Annotated in this window: 18 protein-coding genes; 10 read left to right on the forward strand and 8 right to left on the reverse strand. The window is 48.3% G+C overall.

Annotated elements, in window-relative coordinates; all coding sequences use genetic code 11:
- Nucleotides 1–11: 11 nt before the first annotated feature.
- Nucleotides 12–1,367 (reverse strand): hypothetical protein, encoded by a 1,356-nt coding sequence (locus VN23_RS12300; RefSeq protein ID WP_046352060.1) that lies wholly within the window; start codon nt 1,365–1,367, stop codon nt 12–14.
- 226 nt (nt 1,368–1,593) lie between these two features.
- Between VN23_RS12300 and VN23_RS12305 the strand changes: the two genes are divergently transcribed.
- Complete coding sequence (locus VN23_RS12305; protein WP_231743253.1) at nt 1,594–1,869, forward strand: toxin-antitoxin system TumE family protein; 276 nt, start codon at nt 1,594–1,596, stop codon at nt 1,867–1,869.
- Nucleotides 1,866–2,216 (forward strand): HVO_A0114 family putative DNA-binding protein, encoded by a 351-nt coding sequence (locus tag VN23_RS12310; protein WP_046352062.1) that lies wholly within the window; start codon nt 1,866–1,868, stop codon nt 2,214–2,216. Before VN23_RS12305 ends, VN23_RS12310 begins: the two co-directional genes overlap by 4 nt.
- A gap of 59 nt (nt 2,217–2,275) precedes the next feature.
- Here the strand turns inward: VN23_RS12310 and VN23_RS12315 are convergent, their stop codons facing one another.
- Nucleotides 2,276–2,530 carry a hypothetical protein gene (locus tag VN23_RS12315; RefSeq protein WP_046352063.1) on the reverse strand — a complete coding sequence of 85 codons (255 nt, stop codon included), beginning with the start codon at nt 2,528–2,530 and terminating at the stop codon, nt 2,276–2,278.
- Nucleotides 2,531–2,657: 127 nt separating this feature from the next.
- A complete protein-coding gene (locus tag VN23_RS12320; protein ID WP_052746599.1) occupies nt 2,658–3,134 on the reverse strand; it encodes a helix-turn-helix domain-containing protein in 477 nt (158 codons plus the stop codon).
- 86 nt (nt 3,135–3,220) lie between these two features.
- Between VN23_RS12320 and VN23_RS12325 the strand changes: the two genes are divergently transcribed.
- From VN23_RS12325 to VN23_RS12345, 5 genes are all read left to right on the forward strand, one after another.
- Entirely contained in the window at nt 3,221–3,457 is a 237-nt protein-coding gene (locus tag VN23_RS12325; RefSeq protein ID WP_156455195.1) for a hypothetical protein, read from the forward strand.
- A gap of 442 nt (nt 3,458–3,899) precedes the next feature.
- The gene (locus VN23_RS12330; protein ID WP_046352065.1) at nt 3,900–4,358 is read left to right on the forward strand and encodes a hypothetical protein; all 459 of its coding nucleotides are present in this window, start codon (nt 3,900–3,902) and stop codon (nt 4,356–4,358) included.
- Entirely contained in the window at nt 4,355–6,265 is a 1,911-nt protein-coding gene (locus VN23_RS12335) for a replication endonuclease (protein ID WP_052746600.1), read from the forward strand. Before VN23_RS12330 ends, VN23_RS12335 begins: the two co-directional genes overlap by 4 nt.
- Nucleotides 6,266–6,352: 87 nt before the next feature.
- Complete coding sequence (locus VN23_RS12340) at nt 6,353–6,592, forward strand: hypothetical protein (protein ID WP_046352066.1); 240 nt, start codon at nt 6,353–6,355, stop codon at nt 6,590–6,592.
- Between the two features lie 374 nt (nt 6,593–6,966).
- Nucleotides 6,967–8,121 (forward strand): tyrosine-type recombinase/integrase, encoded by a 1,155-nt coding sequence (locus VN23_RS12345; RefSeq protein ID WP_046352067.1) that lies wholly within the window; start codon nt 6,967–6,969, stop codon nt 8,119–8,121.
- Nucleotides 8,122–8,220: 99 nt separating this feature from the next.
- On the opposite strand, the gene VN23_RS12350 is transcribed toward VN23_RS12345, so the two are convergent.
- Both VN23_RS12350 and VN23_RS21535 read right to left on the reverse strand, forming a co-directional pair.
- Nucleotides 8,221–8,556, reverse strand: a complete 336-nt coding sequence (locus tag VN23_RS12350) for a GrlR family regulatory protein (RefSeq protein ID WP_046352068.1) — start codon at nt 8,554–8,556, stop codon at nt 8,221–8,223.
- Nucleotides 8,557–9,139: 583 nt separating this feature from the next.
- Nucleotides 9,140–10,888 (reverse strand): ATP-binding protein, encoded by a 1,749-nt coding sequence (locus tag VN23_RS21535; protein WP_082752770.1) that lies wholly within the window; start codon nt 10,886–10,888, stop codon nt 9,140–9,142.
- An 830-nt stretch (nt 10,889–11,718) separates the two neighbouring features.
- On the opposite strand from VN23_RS21535, the gene VN23_RS12360 reads away from it, so the two are divergent.
- Genes VN23_RS12360 through VN23_RS12370 form a run of 3 tightly spaced genes read left to right on the forward strand, consistent with a single transcriptional unit; the run spans nt 11,719 to nt 13,845 of the window.
- A complete protein-coding gene (locus VN23_RS12360) occupies nt 11,719–12,858 on the forward strand; it encodes an RNA ligase RtcB family protein (protein ID WP_046352069.1) in 1,140 nt (379 codons plus the stop codon).
- Nucleotides 12,855–13,475, forward strand: a complete 621-nt coding sequence (gene prfH / locus VN23_RS12365; RefSeq protein ID WP_046352070.1) for a peptide chain release factor H — start codon at nt 12,855–12,857, stop codon at nt 13,473–13,475. The genes VN23_RS12360 and prfH overlap by 4 nt, the downstream gene beginning before the upstream one ends.
- Nucleotides 13,476–13,518: 43 nt before the next feature.
- Nucleotides 13,519–13,845 carry a low molecular weight protein tyrosine phosphatase family protein gene (locus VN23_RS12370; protein WP_046352071.1) on the forward strand — a complete coding sequence of 109 codons (327 nt, stop codon included), beginning with the start codon at nt 13,519–13,521 and terminating at the stop codon, nt 13,843–13,845.
- 115 nt (nt 13,846–13,960) lie between these two features.
- Here VN23_RS12370 and rtcA read toward each other — a convergent pair whose 3' ends face one another.
- The 3 genes from rtcA to VN23_RS12385 are packed head-to-tail and all read right to left on the reverse strand — an operon-like array spanning nt 13,961 to nt 17,028.
- Nucleotides 13,961–14,974, reverse strand: coding sequence for an RNA 3'-terminal phosphate cyclase (gene rtcA / locus VN23_RS12375; protein WP_046352072.1), 1,014 nt, complete (start codon nt 14,972–14,974; stop codon nt 13,961–13,963).
- Between the two features lie 17 nt (nt 14,975–14,991).
- Entirely contained in the window at nt 14,992–15,795 is an 804-nt protein-coding gene (locus tag VN23_RS12380) for a nucleotidyltransferase domain-containing protein (protein ID WP_046352073.1), read from the reverse strand.
- Nucleotides 15,796–15,807: 12 nt separating this feature from the next.
- Entirely contained in the window at nt 15,808–17,028 is a 1,221-nt protein-coding gene (locus VN23_RS12385; protein ID WP_046352074.1) for an RtcB family protein, read from the reverse strand.
- Between the last annotated feature and the right edge of the window lie 14 nt (nt 17,029–17,042).

The following is a 17,042-nucleotide window of genomic DNA, read 5'->3' on the forward strand; positions in this document are numbered from 1 at the left end:
AAATAGACACTCTAAATTGCTATGTGTGTAACAAAATCACAATCACGTGATATATTTTTCACTCTAAAATAGTTACGCGGCCCAGTATAAGACAGTGCATTAAAAACAAGATTATGAAAAAGATTCAAGCAAGACAGCACTCGCTCACGTTCTACTAATTCAACGGCAGGACTATCATCCTTTATTTTTGGATGCGCGCATGCATTTCTTAAATCACTCCATAGTTTTTTTTCATCTTTAGTTATAATTTCTCTATCTATTAAATAATTCAAAGCCTTTGCTGCGGTCTGTTTTTTTAAATATGAAATACTATTATGCAATGTTACCTTGTATTCAATATCAATTTCAAGATCAGATATAATTTCTTTAATTTTTTTCACATCTGCATCTAAATCTTCATCTCTATTTTTAGTCTCAATTATCGGAATAAATATATCAAGCAGCAATCCTTCAATAGCCACAGACAATGTCAAAGCAGCAATACTATTGATTGACTGAAACGAATACCACACTTGATACCATTGAGAATAAATACTGTCGTAAACTTTTCTATTTTCAGATCGTACATTCAAAATGTTTTTAAACAACTGATAATGATACTCTTTGTTGTTATAATCACCCCCTACATTACTAACCATAGGATTAGATGAAATTTTATTTCTATAACTATTATTTATAGAGCAAATTTTTGTTACAATCTCAACCCCAGTTCTTTCACAAACATAATAAGGCTGAGGCATTGAACCACAACTAAATCCAATATAAAACTTCAAACATTCAAGAACATTTTTTACATCAAAACAACCTGATACCACTGCAGTTACATACCCCTTCATTTTAATTAAATTAATAGAAAAAGAATCACAATCAATAACGCTCTGATTCCGCGAAACAGAGATCGAACCCAAAGTTGACTCTTCTTTATTCGATTTATTTGCTGGGATATCAAAATACTCAGAAAACTCAAAATAAAGATGATTCTGTGTTTCGTTTTCTATATTTAAAACTGTTGTGCAAGAGATTGATGACAAAAGAACCTCTATCACAACAGGAGAGTTTTCCATACCAAAATCCAAGCGAATAGAAAAACCTCTTGATTCATAGCAGCTACCATCTAAGGTTTCAACTTCAAGGTAAAGCTGCTGCTCTTGAATTAGTCCATCCTCAGGGACATTTAAATAGAATAGTATTCGAGGAATATTTTCTTTTTCAATACAAATGAACTCTAATTTCAATTGCCCCATTGAGTCTATTTTAATAGTGCCATACCCAGATAATCGAAGACCTAGCTCTTGCCATATTTTAACTTTTGTACAATGTAAAACTAAATCACCAGTACGCACTAATTTTTTCAGATCATTAATCAAAATATATATCCTTATAGAGTATAAAACTTACTAAAAAATGAAAAATACTCAGAAACTACTTCTGCAAATGATATCACTCTGCTTTTAAAATCCACACATATCAAGAATCTGTATTTTTTAATCAACAGGTAAATATTGGCAGGACTAGCGAACAAAAACACAATCGTTATCATCATTGACAACAGACAAAGCGTTGTCCATACTAACAACAATGAAAGCAAAGCTAATGATGAACTTAAGGCAGCCAGTTTCTGAGAATGCCTTTGCTGCCATAAAGATATGGCAAGTGCCACAGCCAGTAAGAGCCAGCCTGCACACGCTAAAATACAGCCTTGCCCTTGTGAGAAATGGTGTTTGTTTACTTCGTTATGATAATGAAGCAGGCAAAGGCGATCACAAGCACATTGGGCAAGATGAAATTAATTATGAATTTCAAGATGCGGCAAAGCTACTGGACGACTTCTGGGCTGATGTTGATATGATTTTAAAGGAGCAAATATGAATACATTAACGCTCACCGTAATGAGCCGGGCGGAAGTCACACGCCGAGCACTTGCGGCAATGAATGGTGAAGTTCAAGGCGAAATTGTCGCCTTCAATAGTGCAGAAGAATTGTTTGATACTTTAGGCGGTGGCCGCTGGGCTTTGCTCCATGCCTTGCTTGAATCCGACAAGCTGTCTGTACGCGAGCTATCCAGAAAATTAGGCCGGGATGTCAAAGCGGTACACCGCGATGCTACAAAGCTACGCGATGCGGGAATTATTGAAGCGGGAGAGGATGGACGAGGCTTGTTCTGCGCTTTTGATAAAGTGCATGTTGATGCAACCGCTGCTCGATTAGTTGCCTAATTCGCACAGCCACTTATAACCAAGCCCCTGCCAGTCAGGGGCTTTTGTTTACCTGCGATCTATACCGCCGAACTCGCATTAATTGTCAGCACCAGTGAATCAACCTGTTGCTCTGTAATGACGGGCTTATCCTCTGGAGAATACCGTACAGGCAAATAGTCCCTGCCCGTCACCACACCCAGCGCAAAAGACAGCAATATGCAGGCGGCCAAGAGTAATCGGGGAGAGGCAGAGCTGTGAAAATGAGCATGGTTAATCTGAATACTTTTACTGGTAACCATAGCAACATCGTTTGAAAAAAATTGATCTTTCATTTTTATTTAGCCATAAAAAAAATCTGCAAAATGCAGATTCGCCCCCCCAATAAAAAAGCAGCGGCCTGTTTCAGGTCGCTGCTTTTTATGGTCTTTTGATTACACTACTACTATGGGTATTTCTGGGCTATTTCTTACCAAAATGGAAGGTATGGTCGCCTTTAAATCCACCTGATATGTTCTGGCCGACCTCACCATTAAAAATCTGGGTTGTGCCTGATTTCTGTTCTTTCTTTGCTGTTACCACACCAGACAGCGCTGTTGCTGTAGTGAGGATTGCGGCTTGCCCATCAGATGAGGCAGATCGAAATGCAGTAATCAGCCTCTGCTCTGGCTCTGGCAGAACTCCCAAAGCACGTTCTCCCGTCACGATGTACTGAATATCAGCACCTAATTTATAGAGTGGCAATAGTACCCAAACAAGCGGCGTTACTTGGTTTCTTTCATAAGTTCCAAGGGAGCTAATCGAGACGCCAAGCGCCTTCGCGGCCTCTTTTTGAGATAAGCCTAAGCGCTTTCTTTCCTCTTTAAAACGGATAGAAATATCCAACATGTCAGACTTTACTATTGACGAGGTAGTAGGTGTTGTAGATAATTGATCCATAGATTCTGATAAGTCGCTTAGTGACACTCTAAATAACCTTAATGGTAACTTAAACGATGGAAGAAAACGATTCAGGCGATCAAAGCATGCCAAGGGCACCACGCGGCATGCTTAGCCGCAGAGGAATTAATTTACGCCTCAAGGAAATTGAACACCCTGTCGTGAGTGCCATCGCCAAGCAAGAATCAAGATCAGTTGCTTCTATGTGCCGATTGCTCTTATTAGAGGGTTTGGCATCTCGCGGTATAGAAGTACCCGAGGAAGAACTGGAAAACCTCGAAGACATCGCCTTACTCAATACAGAACAACTAACAGTTGCCTAAGACGCGCCTAAGTGACGCTGTGAAATATAAGCGCTTTACCCGACGAATGGTAGTCGTTTGTGGCTCTGCCTTTTGCTTTTGTAATTTTTGTTAGCTTTGGAGTAATCATCATGGCCGTAGAGATTCATTGCCCATACTGTAATTCTAAAACGCATACGCGAACCAGCGTCCGGATTACTCCAACAGCCACTACCGCCCAAATCGGCTGCCGATGTTGTGGTGCCAGGCTAAAAGTAGGCTTCCAGATCACAGAAGCCAGGGTCGCCAAGTACAGCGAAGATCATGAAGTCTTTAAGTGGACAGACTTTCCCCCTTCTAATGATCCAAAGTTTAAAGAACAGCAACTCACCCTCGCGCTTTAACCCGAAGTAATCCCCCTTTTACCTAAGCCTCCCCGCGCCTGTTTAACAGCCGCAGGGGCTTTGTCACGTCTGGATAAAACATGGCCGCTCTCGCAAAGCAGTTACAAGCAAGGATTGATTTACCAGTCAGCGCTTTAGAACCTAAGCGTTGTGTGGCAACAAAGATCAATGTGGATGCGCGAAGCCGGGTTTTAGCCATGGTCAGAAACTCCCCGGCCATGCCTTTGCCAGAAGTAAAACAAGAACGCCCTGCTTTTATCTATGCGGATGATGGTGAAGAAGTCCTCGCCACACTGAAACCACAGCGCAAGCCTTTACCTGTCTTGAATCAGGCAGAAAACCAAGAGCTGGCCGATTTACTCGCCTGGGCACAAAAAGCCGACGCGGCCATCCATGCCCGAATGGCCCGCCTGAATCAATTTGATCTACCCCGTGAATCCGCCAAACTGAAACAAATACGCGGCTTGCTGGGTAGCGTCATCGCAGAAGGCGAAACCACGCTGCAAAACGCTTGGTATGCCAGGGCGACCGCGCAATGAATCCCAAATTCAATTTGCAGGCATGGCTGGAAACCGCCACAGATAGCGAGTGCCGCGCCAAGGCGAAAGAATTTGCCGTTCGTTGCTCAAATATCGAAGCACCGCTGGAGCTGCTGGAAATGGTGGTGGCTCGCGGCTGGATCGTTTTACCTGAGCACGGCGTAAAGCATCTTGATTACCAAAAAATGAAACCATCCCAGCGCCGTTATGTGCTGGAGCTGGCCGCCAGGATCAAGTCCGATAAATGGTGGAGCAAGCGCTTGCGTACGCTCGCTATCCGCGCCGCCGAAGCCCGCGCTTATTCCTACGGGATCGGCATGGGTAAAGAACAGGCTTATGTCAGCCCGTGGAATTTAGAACGAATGGTCATCCGCGCCCAGCAAAGCGCGGTGGCTATGGCAGAGGCGGTGGCGATTTCGCCCGATGGTGAAGTCATCGATATGGCCGATGTACTGGCAGGCAGTATGGCCAACGGCAAAAACAAACGCACCGAGTTAATTGTCCGCATGAAGGGCATGGCCGAACGAGCGCAAGAAATGGGCTACCGCGCTTATGCCATCACGCTGACCGCGCCAGGCTGCTACCACCGCTGCACCAGCGTTGGCGAAAAACCGCACTTAAAGCTGATCCTCAATAAAAAATGGAATGGCTACAGCCAACAACAAACCGCCAGCTATTTGACCCAATGCTGGGCGCAATGCCGTACCCAATTTAGCAAAGCCGAAATTGATTTTATGGGGCTGCGCACCTTAGAGCCACACAAAGACGGCACCCCGCACTGGCACTTAATCTTTTTTGTGAAACCGCAGCACGCCAGCGAAGCCCTGAAGATCATCCGCGATAAGTATCTGCAAGCCGAACCAAATGAAAAAAACGCTCAGAAAGTCCGCGTAAAAATCGACGCCATCAAGCCTCGCAAAGGCCAGGATATGGTTTACGCCGCTGTGGCCTATGCCATCGCCTACATCGCTAAAAATATCGACGGCTACAAAGTAGGCGGTGATACCGAGGCGGGCATGAGTGCCATCAGCGGCGCACAGCGTGCAACGGTCTGGGCGCGTATTTTAGGCCGTCGTCAGTTTCAGATGTTTGGCACCGCGCCGGTCACGCCTTACCGCGAATCCCGCCGCGTGCGCAAAGACGCCGAAACCCTGTTAGAGCAGCTGATTGCGCTGGATAAAGAGCCGGCCATTGCTGAAGCCGCAAAGGGATTAATCGACGGCAATCTTCAGCCATGTATTACCGAAGCCATGAAGGCCATGCGGTCGGGCCGCGCCGATGTACTGGCCCCGCTCACTGCTTTACGTGATTTACATCTTGATGGCCAGATCGTTTGCCCTACCCGTATTTTAGGCAGCGCATGGGACGCTGCCGACAAAGGCGACTTCAGAGCCTATATGGTCGCCATGGAAAACGACCCGCTGGAGCTGGTGAAACGTGAACAAATCAATGGCTACGGCGAAGTAGTTGCGGTGATTTGCGGCGTAAAAAGCCAGCGCGGCCAGGTGCTCACCCATAAGGAAGGCTGGAAGGTGCAATGGGGTGCCAAAGGCAAAGCCCGGCTGGGTAAAACTTGCCAGGCCCAAAAAGGCCCATTTAAGGGCGCATCGCATATTGAATACAGCCCGCACGAAGTGGCCGAAATGAAGCGCGCCCAAAAGCAGAAACAAGAAGCCGTGTTTTTAGGGGTGGCCTTTGCCGCTGAAGCGAAGCGCAAGCGTAGGGAGAGGGCGAAGCCTTCGACCCTAGGTCATGTGGCATTAACTGTTTCCTGCACTTTGGATCAGGCACTTAATGATAAAGGCATAAGAAAAGAGAAGGCCCCGCCGGATCTGAGTGAACGGGCAAGAATCAACGCTCAGAAGTACGGTGCTCAGGCCTATATCGACGCCAAAAACAAAATTTAAAGCACGACCAAGGCCCTGCTACGCCTGCCGCATCCAGCCCGACGTAAGCAGCTTAATCATTCATCGATCTGAACAGGAATCTGAACCATGAGCGACAAGATAGACCAAGCCAGCGACGTATCAGAGCTGATGCGCTGCAATGCCATCGCAGCCCACTACGTCAATGCAAAGCTAAGCAAAGATAAAACCCCTCAGCCCAGCGGGGAATGCCGTTGGTGCAGCGCGGTCGCCGTCAATGATGCGGTGTTCTGCTGCGAAGAGTGCGCCAGGGACTGGCAAGGTCATAACGCCACGAAACAAAAAGCCCGGCGCATCGCAGGTGGATAAATGGAAATAAAGCGGATATCTGAACTCACCGAGAGCGGCCACTACTGGTGGCGGGCTCACCACCAACAAACATGGCAGATTTTATATATCGCCAACCCTGAACGATTAACTTATGGCATGGCGAACTTTGAATTTATCGGGCCAATCTCACAACCTAAAACGTAGAAAAAAACCCTGCGCATCCAAGGCAAAGAACGAAGGGAAGATATGCAGCACTCAACACGCTATGTAGTCATTGATAAATATTGCGAAATCACCGGGGATACACCGCAGGCCGTTTGGTCTCGAATAAAAAACGGTTACTGGCTCAAAGGCAGAGAAGTTTTAACACTCAGCGGCATGAAAACACTTATTGATTTAGAGGAGTACGAAAGATGGGTAGAGATGGCGAAGGCGTCAAAGCAGCCAGTGCAACATCAATTCAAATCAGCTTCAGCTATCAAGGTATGCAATGCCGTGAACGTGTCCAGCTCAAGCCCACGACCGCTAATTTAGCCGCAGCCCAACGGCACAGAGATGCCATTTTACAAGCAATAGCAAATGGCACATTTGATTACCTTGTTACTTTCCCACAATCAAAACTGGCGGAACGGTTTTCCAAAACACCAGGTAAAACAGAGATTCTAGAGTCCTACCTGACACGCTGGCTTGAGCGACAAAAAACAAGCTTAAAAACCAGTACATTTGTGGATTATCAGCGAATCATTAACAACACCATCATTCCTCAATTTGGCCAACTGAAGCTAGCAGACTTAAAGCGTAATCATCTGCGTGAATGGTGCGACTCAATGACTAAAGTAGGAAATAAACGAATTGCAAATATTCTCAGCCCGCTACGCGTAGCACTGCAAGATGCAACCCATGATGAAATGATTGAAAACAACCCGCTTTACGGCTGGAACTATCGCCGTAAAGACGCCCCAAAACCTGTAGATGATGTCGATCCATTCACCGCCTCAGAACAAGCCAGCATCTTAGGTGTACTTAAGGGGGCGGCCTACAATCAAGTACAATTCTCTTTCTGGACAGGCATCCGACCATCAGAACTGGTGGCGCTAGAATGGGGTGATATTGATTGGAAACGCGGAACTGTACGCATCAATAAGGCAATTACTCAGCATAGCGATGAAGCCGAGACCACCAAAACAAAATCAGGAATACGCAGCATTAAATTACTAGCCCCTGCCCTAACGGCTATTAATGAACAAAAAGCCCATTCATTAACTCATGAGTCCGGCAGAATTTGGCTAAACCCTCGCTCAGGTGAACCGTGGCAAGGCGATCAAGCGATTAGAAAGACGCTTTGGATTCCTACGATAAAGCGCGCAAAAGTCCGATACCGCCGCCCCTATCAAACCCGCCACACCTACGCCTCGATGATGCTGTCAGCAGGAGAGCATCCGATGTGGGTAGCCCAACAAATGGGCCATAGTGACTGGACAATGATTGCTCGAATTTACGGAAAATGGATGCCAGAAGCCAACATTGAAGCGGGGAACAAAGCAGTACAACTATTTACCGCCAATTAACATTTAAATCTATAGAACTATAGATTCATCCAATTTTTAAGATAAATACGAAAAAGTACTCAAAAGTATAAATATTTTTGAGTACTTAAATGCAAAAAACTAAGCCGCATTAGCTAAAAAATCACCTGCGATTTTAATAGAAACACCTGGATGATCTATCATTCCTCCCGATACGGAGAAAGAATTACCTTCTGACTTAGGCCCACTAAGTTTCAAATCAAAACTATCTAAAGGACCAAAGACCGAGGTATGGCCATGTTTCCAGCGTTTTATTTTAAGATTACCCGTTAAAGCCTCAGCAGTATGGCTAAGCTGCCCGATATAAAGGTAGCCAGCATCGCCTCCATTAACCATCCCCTCCTTAATTACAACTAACCCTTCCCCTGCACTACCCATAGAAGATGAAAAACGAACATGATAAATACCATCTTTCATATTATTGCCCTTAGAAATTGATAAAAAACACACCTAAAAAATGTAAGAATATTTATACGCCATGTAAGAAAAAACAACAAACATAAAGCATATTCTTACAATTTATGTCTTATTTAATCCAATTTGTAAGTTTTATTAACATTTAAATATTCAATGTTTTAAATATTTTTATAAAAAGCATTGACAATAAAAATACTAGACAATCAATAATTCAGTATTGAATAAAACAATAATAACAACCCAATAGCAACTACGCTTTATTAATTCAATTTAATCAATGACTTACAAAGCAACGATTCGGGTTCGACTCCCGCCGGCTCCACCAGTACAAAGCAATGAAATCAGCCACTTAGAGAAATCTAAGTGGCTTTTTTTACGCCTAAAAAGGCCCATTTAGGCCCAACAATAGCAACATTTCTTACAGAAAATACCCAGTTCAACAAAAAAGCCTCGCATGGAAGCGAGGCTTTTTATTATTTGAAGAATGAATAACAGCGGTCAGAGTAAACCTAAACCTACTTGCTTCGGCTCTAAGGGAATGAAACATAGCAGGGTTTAAGCTTGCTCTAACCCCAGTTACTTTTCACACTACTGCGGGTGGGATGTCGGCGCCGTGCTGTCGAATTGGCAAGATAATTCGGAATAAGGTGCCGTGTCCCAGAGTCGATTCCAGCTCGATTTTTCCATGATGCACACGCACGATCCCGTAGGCGATCGACAGCCCCAGTCCGGTTCCCTTACCAATCGCCTTGGTGGTAAAGAATGGTTCGAAAATGCGCCCTTGATTTTCCGGCGCAATGCCGCAACCGTTGTCGGCAATTTCGATGCACACGGTGGCGCCTTGTACGCTGGTGCGCAGGGATATTTCTCCGCGCCGCTCGGACATCGATTGCGCCGCGTTAACGAGAAAATTGAGAAACACCTGATTCAATTGCGAGGCGATGCATTCAACCTTAGGCAGTTCACCGTAATGCTTGACAACGTCAGCCGCATATTTGAGTTCGTTACCGATGATTTTCAGAGTTGAATCGAGACCAAGATGAATGTCGGTAAACTCCCACGCCAGTTGCGCATCGACACGGGAAAAATCTTTGAGGTTTTGCACAATTTCACGCACTCGTATCAAGCCTTCCTTCGTTTCCCGCATCAGGATCGGAACGTCGTCTTTCAGGAAAGCCAGATCAAGGTGTTCATGCTTCGATCTGGTTTGTGCACTGAGGATCATCGACTTCATCACCTGCTCCGATGCCTCGCACACTGCCAACATATCGAACAACTGCGACAGGTAGTTTTCCAGCGTGCCAAAATTGGAAAATATATAGGCGAGCGGATTATTAATCTCGTGGGCAACACCGGCCGCCAGTTGCCCGATCGATGCCAGCTTTTCAGACTGAACCATTTGCACATGGGCCAAGGCGAGCTGTTCGTTAAGCTTGATCAAGCTCGCATTGGCCTCGGTCAATTCTGCTGTCCTAGCGCGCACATTCGACTCTAGGTCTGCCTGATAGAACAGCAGTTGCTTATTGCTAGCGGCCAGCGCCGCTTCCGCCTTGGTCTTCGCGGCGATCTCGTGCGACAGCCCAAGCTCGATGCGCCGCTGCTTGCGCATAATCACGAGCACGCCCGCAGCGCAGATGCTTGCTACTACGCTAAACAAGGCGAAGGTGCTACGTAGGCTTTGCCCTGTCGATGCGGCAATCGTCGAGATCGGGCGGCTCACCTCCAAAACACCGCGTACATCCCCCAATTCCCAGTCCTTTTTGGGGCTGGCCGGGTGTGTGTTATGGCAACTGATGCAGCTGGCACGCATGCGGTCGGCCACCGCATAGCGCACTGCCGGTTTTCCTTGCAATTGCTCGAAGCGAACAAACGGTGTGGCCGGGTCCCGTGTCAACGCTGCCAGTGCATCGCGTGCAAACTGGTCTTGCGGGCCGCCGTCTTGGCGCCAAGGAAAAGGGTAGGCGCTAAACAGGCGCACCTGCATGCCAGATCCGCGCGCGCCGATGCGCCGACCCAATTCGATCGCCAGCGAGGCTGGCAGCGGAATCGCGTGCGCCTTGCCACTAAATTCGTGAGTGACCTCGACGTCTAGACCGCGCACCTTATCGATCACCTCGGCCGTGTACAGGCTGCGCAACTCCTCTAACGATTCGGACTGAAGGCGCGCGCCCTGTTCAGCCAGATCGGCCACCATTTGTTGCTGCAATTGGCTCAAATACCAGAAAGTGGCCGCCGTCGCGACGACCAGCCCAAACGCCAGCCCAAGCGCCGCATGCTTGCACAGCAGGGCATACCAATATTTCACCTTGCCGGTGGGGCCGCTTTGAGCCATGTCGATTCCGGTATTGGAAGATAGCAAGAGGGATGCGCCGTCTAATTACCCCTGAATTAATCGCACCAAGCTATCGCTGAGTGCTGCGCGCCACAGTGAACACGGTGTTCGTGTCCAACTGCCCACTATGCCTCCCTCTGATACCTATCATCCGTATTTTCAAAGCAAAACAAGCTGGTTTCACTCCGGTTTCTACCTCAGGCTAAGTTCACCATGAGTTGATTTGGCTCTTTTTAAGTAAGGTAAATAGCTCCTACCATCTTGCGCTATCTACCTTGCTTAAAAGCGATCGAATGAGAAGTGTGGATTGCGGTTCGATTATGAACAACGGCGTCCAATTGCTTTGACCACTGCTATGTAAGAAATTAAGCACCACCAAACGGCAGAACAATGACCCTACTGTGAATAAAATAAGTTATAGCTGAGTACCCAATTGCATAGCAACTGAATAACACGAAATCAGCAGCTGCAAAGGTAATACTCCTCCCGCAAAAATGGCCAAATCGAATATGCTGCCACTGAATTTTCGATGGTCGCACAGGCTGAACTGGGCAAGATCTGCCAATCGTCTTTCTTGTTGTCAGGTTAACCTTGCCAATGCGTTTTCCGCCACACCCGCCCCACACAATTTGTGCAGAGCATCAAACCCAGTGTAAGATGCGGGCCATTCGTTTTATCCACCGCACTGTTTAAAGGAGAACACATTATGCAAAACACCACTACATTCTCCGCAGTCCGCGCCTAGTTTGATCGAGACTTTCCTCCTGTAAGTCCCATTGCCCTAGGCTTCGGCCTGCCACATCATTTTTTAAATCTGATATGGATTTATCATGGGCAATTACGTTCAAAATTTGTCTGAGCGCGTTAATTTAATCGCGTCTGCAGATACATGGATCGAAGGCGATGCGATCCAGCAATTACAAAACACTGCAAAACTTCCCGGCATGCAATACGTTTCCGGTATGCCTGATTTGCATCCCGGCCGGGGCTATCCGGTGGGCGCGGCTTTTTTCTCTACCGATTGTATTTATCCGGCTTTAATTGGCGGCGATATTGGCTGCGGCTTGGCCTTGTGGCAAACCGATATTGCAGTGCAAAAAACCAATATCAGCAAACTGGAAAAAAAACTCGGCAATCTTGATGGCCCTTTGGACGAGGAATGGCAAGATGAAATTGCCAACTCAATCGCAAGCCAAACCGGCTTTCAACAGGCACTGGGCACCATTGGCGGAGGCAATCATTTTGCAGAGTTGCAATCAATTGATGAGGTTTACGACGCCGCCGCACTGGATGCGCTGGCAATCAATAAGCAGCAGCTTCAGCTTCTGGTGCATAGTGGCTCGCGCGGCCTGGGGCAGTTTATATTGCGCCAGCATATCGATCAGCATGGCCACCGAGGATTAGCTGTCGATACGGCAGATTGCGCGGCTTATCTGCTAGCGCATCAGCAAGCCGTGCAATTTGCCACGCTAAACCGCAGGCTGATTGCCCAGCAGATATTGTCGCGGCTAAACGCAAATGGCCAGGCACTGCTGGATATCAACCATAATCTGGTCCTGCCCGCGCAAATGCACGGCCTGCAAGGCTGGGTACACCGCAAGGGCGCAACGCCGGCCGATGTCGGCCCAGTCGTGATTCCAGGCTCACGCGGCGATTTTAGCTATCTGGTTTTACCACTGGCCAGCGATCTAAGCTTGAACTCCCTTGCGCATGGTGCGGGCCGTAAATGGATGCGCAGCGAATGCAAAGGCCGCTTAAGCCCGCGCTATACCGTGGCCCAGCTTAGCCGCACCAAGCTAGGCAGCCATGTAATTTGTGCCGACCGGCAACTAATTTATGAAGAAGCCCCCGAAGCCTATAAACCCGCCGAAAACATTATTTCTACTCTAGAAGGCGCAGGGCTGATTAAGGTGATTGCAAGGCTGAGGCCAGTGCTCACCTACAAAACCCGTGGGGAGTGCTGCGAATGATTTTATTACAACTCTCCGCCGCCCAAGGCCCGCTGGAATGCCAACTGGCCGTTAGCAAAGCCTTACACCGTCTCATGTTTGAAGCCAGACAACAGCAACTCAAGCTGGATATTTTAGAGCAGGAAGCAGGCGATAAAACCGGGGTTTATCGCTCTGTTTTATTCAGTCTGGATGGTGCAGGCGCTGAAGAGCTTGCCCGCCAATGGGAAGGCACAGTGCAATGGATCTGCCCCAGCCCCTACCGCCCGCGCCAATTACGCAAAAACTGGTTTATTGGCGTTTGGCGCTGCACAGAAACCCAGCGCGATTTACCAGGGGAGATTCGTTTTGAAACCACGCGCTCCTCCGGCCCCGGCGGCCAGCATGTAAACAAAACCGAATCCGCAGTGCGGGCAACCCATCTGGCCACAGGCATCAGCGTAAAGGTGCAAACTGAGCGCAGCCAGCACGCCAATAAGCGCCTGGCAGAAATGCTGATCGCCCACAGGCTGGCCAGCCTTGCCGAAGAAGCCAGTGCCAGCCAGCGCAGCGAGCGGCGTTTAATGCATTACCAGATTGAGCGCGGCAGGCCCAAACGCATTTTTAAAGACGAGCAATTTGAGCCGGTAATCGCTTAATCAATGGCCCTCCGCCACGGAGGGCCACACAGCGGAGAAAATCATGATTCGGGCACTGTTTATTTGCAGCCGAAACCGCCTGCGCAGCCCTACTGCAGAGCAAATATTTTCCACATGGCAAGGGATTGAAACAGATTCTGCAGGCCTTGCATCAGATGCCGATGTGCCGCTTTCATCAGAGCAAATCGACTGGGCCACGCATATTTTTGTAATGGAAAAAATCCACCAGCGGCGCTTAAACCAGCGCTTCGCCGCCGCGATTAAAAATAAAAAAATCATCTGCCTGAATATCCCGGACGATTACCAATATATGCAGGCAGAATTAATTAGCTTATTAGAGAAAAAAGCAGGTGGGTATTTGGATGGCTAAAATCCAAAGCAATTAACTTAAGCGAAATGTTCTTCTGAGAGCTGGTGAAACCCGCCAGACTTTGGCATGCAATACTGCAAAAACGGCGGGGCGTACCTGCCCAACAAACGCATCATCAAATTGGCAAGACACTTACGCAAACAGTCCGCTCGCCTTGCTCGTGCATTATTTTTACCGGTAAAAAACGCTCAATTACTCCGATATTGGTCAGCAAATGGGAGGATGCTTTGGTGCAGGTGAAGCTGCCTGCCCCTGCAAGCGCCATGCTCAGCAGTAATTGATCAGCAAGGTATTCCCCCACTGCGCCCTGGCTTTCTAAATAGATTTTTGCCAGGCTGGCGGCCTGATTGCCCACCGCTTCCGCACTTGTACCCTTCTCGCCAAAGCCTGTAAAAATCTCGGAAAGATGCTCATGCACCACTTCAATCAAAACCGCATTACCGGGGCCTTGATCGTTGCTGAGTACACGAATATCGCCAGCCACACCTTCAATCCGTTGGCTGATCTGATCAAGTTCCCGCTGGGCCACTTTACCAGGCACGCCCGCCACGATTGCCTCGGCCTTAATCTGCTGCAAAGCGCCTCTGCTGCTTAAGTGCAGTGCTGTCAGCGCAGAAACAGGTTTTACAGTGGCCGTGATTTCTCCGCCGCCTGCGGGGTAAAAGCCATAGCGTTTTAAGGCAATATCCTGCTGCACGCCCATTTTTGCCAGCAAGGGCTGCCAAACGCGGATCAGAAAATCGGCAGGCGGGGCCGCCTTATTATGCGTGCCACCGCTTACCGAAACCGTGCTGCCCTGCTTTGCAAACCAAAGCGCTGGCAAGATGGTTTGCAATACCAAAGTACAGCTGCCCGCCGTGCCGATGGCAAAACGATAATCCCCGCCTTGCACCGGGCCGGGAATAAAGCGCAGGCTTTGCGAGCCCACCGCCGCGCCTTCAACCTGTGCGCCACAAATGGCCACCGCCGCCTCTACCGCCGTTAAATGCTGGCGCAACAGGCCCGGCTTTTGCCGACCGGCGCGAATGTTTTTTATCTTAAAGCTCTGGCCAGTCATCATGGAAAGCGTAAGCGCACTCCGCAGAATCTGCCCGCCCCCTTCCCCAACGGCCCCATCCAACTCAATCACTAATTTTCCTTATTGTTTTAAGCAGCTTCAGCAAGCACCGATTTATAAAGCAAGCGATCCAGGCTTGTCAGCTGAGCAAGCGGCCTTGGGGAGTTTGTTTCTGCCACTTCCTGCGCCAGCAATTGCTCAATAAAAGCGTGGATACGCAGGAAACGAGCGCCGTATTCAGCCTCGCCTGCACTCATTTTTATCGCCAGCAGCTGGTTTACTTCATCGGCCAGTGCTGACTGGTCTGCAAGCATGGCTTCGGCCAGATCAGCAAACCGCATGGGTGGCATATTGGCTCGGCTATCTATCCACAACATGGCCAACAAGGGGCGCAATATATAGAGATACTTTTTCATTCTGACCGTATCTCCTTGCAAATAGCCCCTGAAATTTTTTTTTGCCATCGACAGATAATGCCAACGTGCTTTTTTTGCTGAGAAATACTCGGCCTTTAAAGCCTGTAATTCATCGCAAAGCCAACCTTCCTGCCGATAAATCACCGGCGAATCCAGCCATTCAAATAAAGTGGGATTCGATTTACCCAGTAAACCCAGCGCTTTGCGCAGCTCCCATCCACAGATATCCAGCTCATCGCTGATGGGTACTTCAATCACATCGCGCTGTTTTTCAATATTGAGATACCAATCTAATGAATGCACATAAATAAACCGCACATCGTAATCGCTATCAGGCGAGGCAAATCCCCAGCCACGGCTGCCCGATTCGCAAGCAAATAATATCTTTACATCATGCCTTGCTTCGATAGCACTCAATTCATCCATGATGCGCTCTCGAACACTGGCTTCTATCGGGTGGGCGCTTAGTATTTTCATTTTGCTTTCCAGTTATCCCTTCACACAAACCACCTGGCGCAGGGTATGCACAATTTCTACCAGATCAGACTGCGCGGCCATCACCGCGTCGATATCTTTGTAAGCCATAGGAATCTCGTCAATCACCTCTGCATCTTTACGGCATTCCACATGTGCAGTGGCATTGATTTGGTCTTCCACCGTAAACAGCTTCTTGGCCTTGGTTCTGCTCATAATTCGCCCGGCGCCGTGGCTGCAGGAACAAAAAGCCTCTTCATTTCCCAGGCCGCGAACAATAAAGCTTTTGGCCCCCATCGATCCCGGAATAATCCCCAACTGGCCTTTTTGCGCCGAAACCGCCCCTTTACGCGTCACCAGCACCTCTGCACCAAAATGCGTTTCTTTTTGCACATAGTTATGGTGGCAATTTACCGCCTCTACATCGGCCAGAAAGGGCTTGCTGATCTCTTTTCGCGCAGCCGCAATCACGTTTTGCATCATCACCGCACGGTTACGGCGGGCAAAATCCTGCGCCCAACCCACAGCTTCCACATAATCATCAAAGTGCTGGCTGCCTTCCTCAAAATAAGCCAGATCGCGGTGCGGCAAGTTGGCAATATGCTGGCGCATATCGGCCTGAGCCAGCTCGATAAAGTGAGTCCCAATCGCATTTCCTACCCCACGGGATCCGGAGTGCAACATAAACCACACGCGGTTTTCCTCATCAAGGCATACCTCAATAAAGTGGTTTCCTGTACCCAGTGTTCCCAAATGCTTACGATTATTGGTTTTAATTAAGCGGGGATATTTATCGGTAATTTGCTTAAACCCATCGGCCAGCTCTCCCCACATGGCATCCACGGTGGAAGGAGGCGTATCCCAGGATCCTTTATCCCGGCCGCTTCTTGTTGAAGTACGGCCATGCGGCACAGCAGCCTCAATGGCGCTACGCAACCCGGCCAGATTATCGGGCAAATCCCCCGCCATCAGCGTGGTTCTGGCGGCCATCATTCCGCAACCAATATCCACCCCCACCGCAGCAGGAATAATCGCCCCACGGGTAGGAATCACGCTACCGATGGTCGATCCCTTACCCAGATGCACATCGGGCATCACGGCCAGATGCTCAAAAATAAACGGCATTCTGGCAGTGTTAATCAGCTGCTCGCGCGCCTCATCTTCCAGCGGCACGCCCTTAGTCCAGAGCTTGATTGGCGAAGCGTTTTCCACATTAATCTGGCTGTAATTGCTCATTTTTTTATTCTCAT

Source organism: Janthinobacterium sp. B9-8 (assembly GCF_000969645.2).
GTDB lineage: Bacteria > Pseudomonadota > Gammaproteobacteria > Burkholderiales > Chitinibacteraceae > Iodobacter.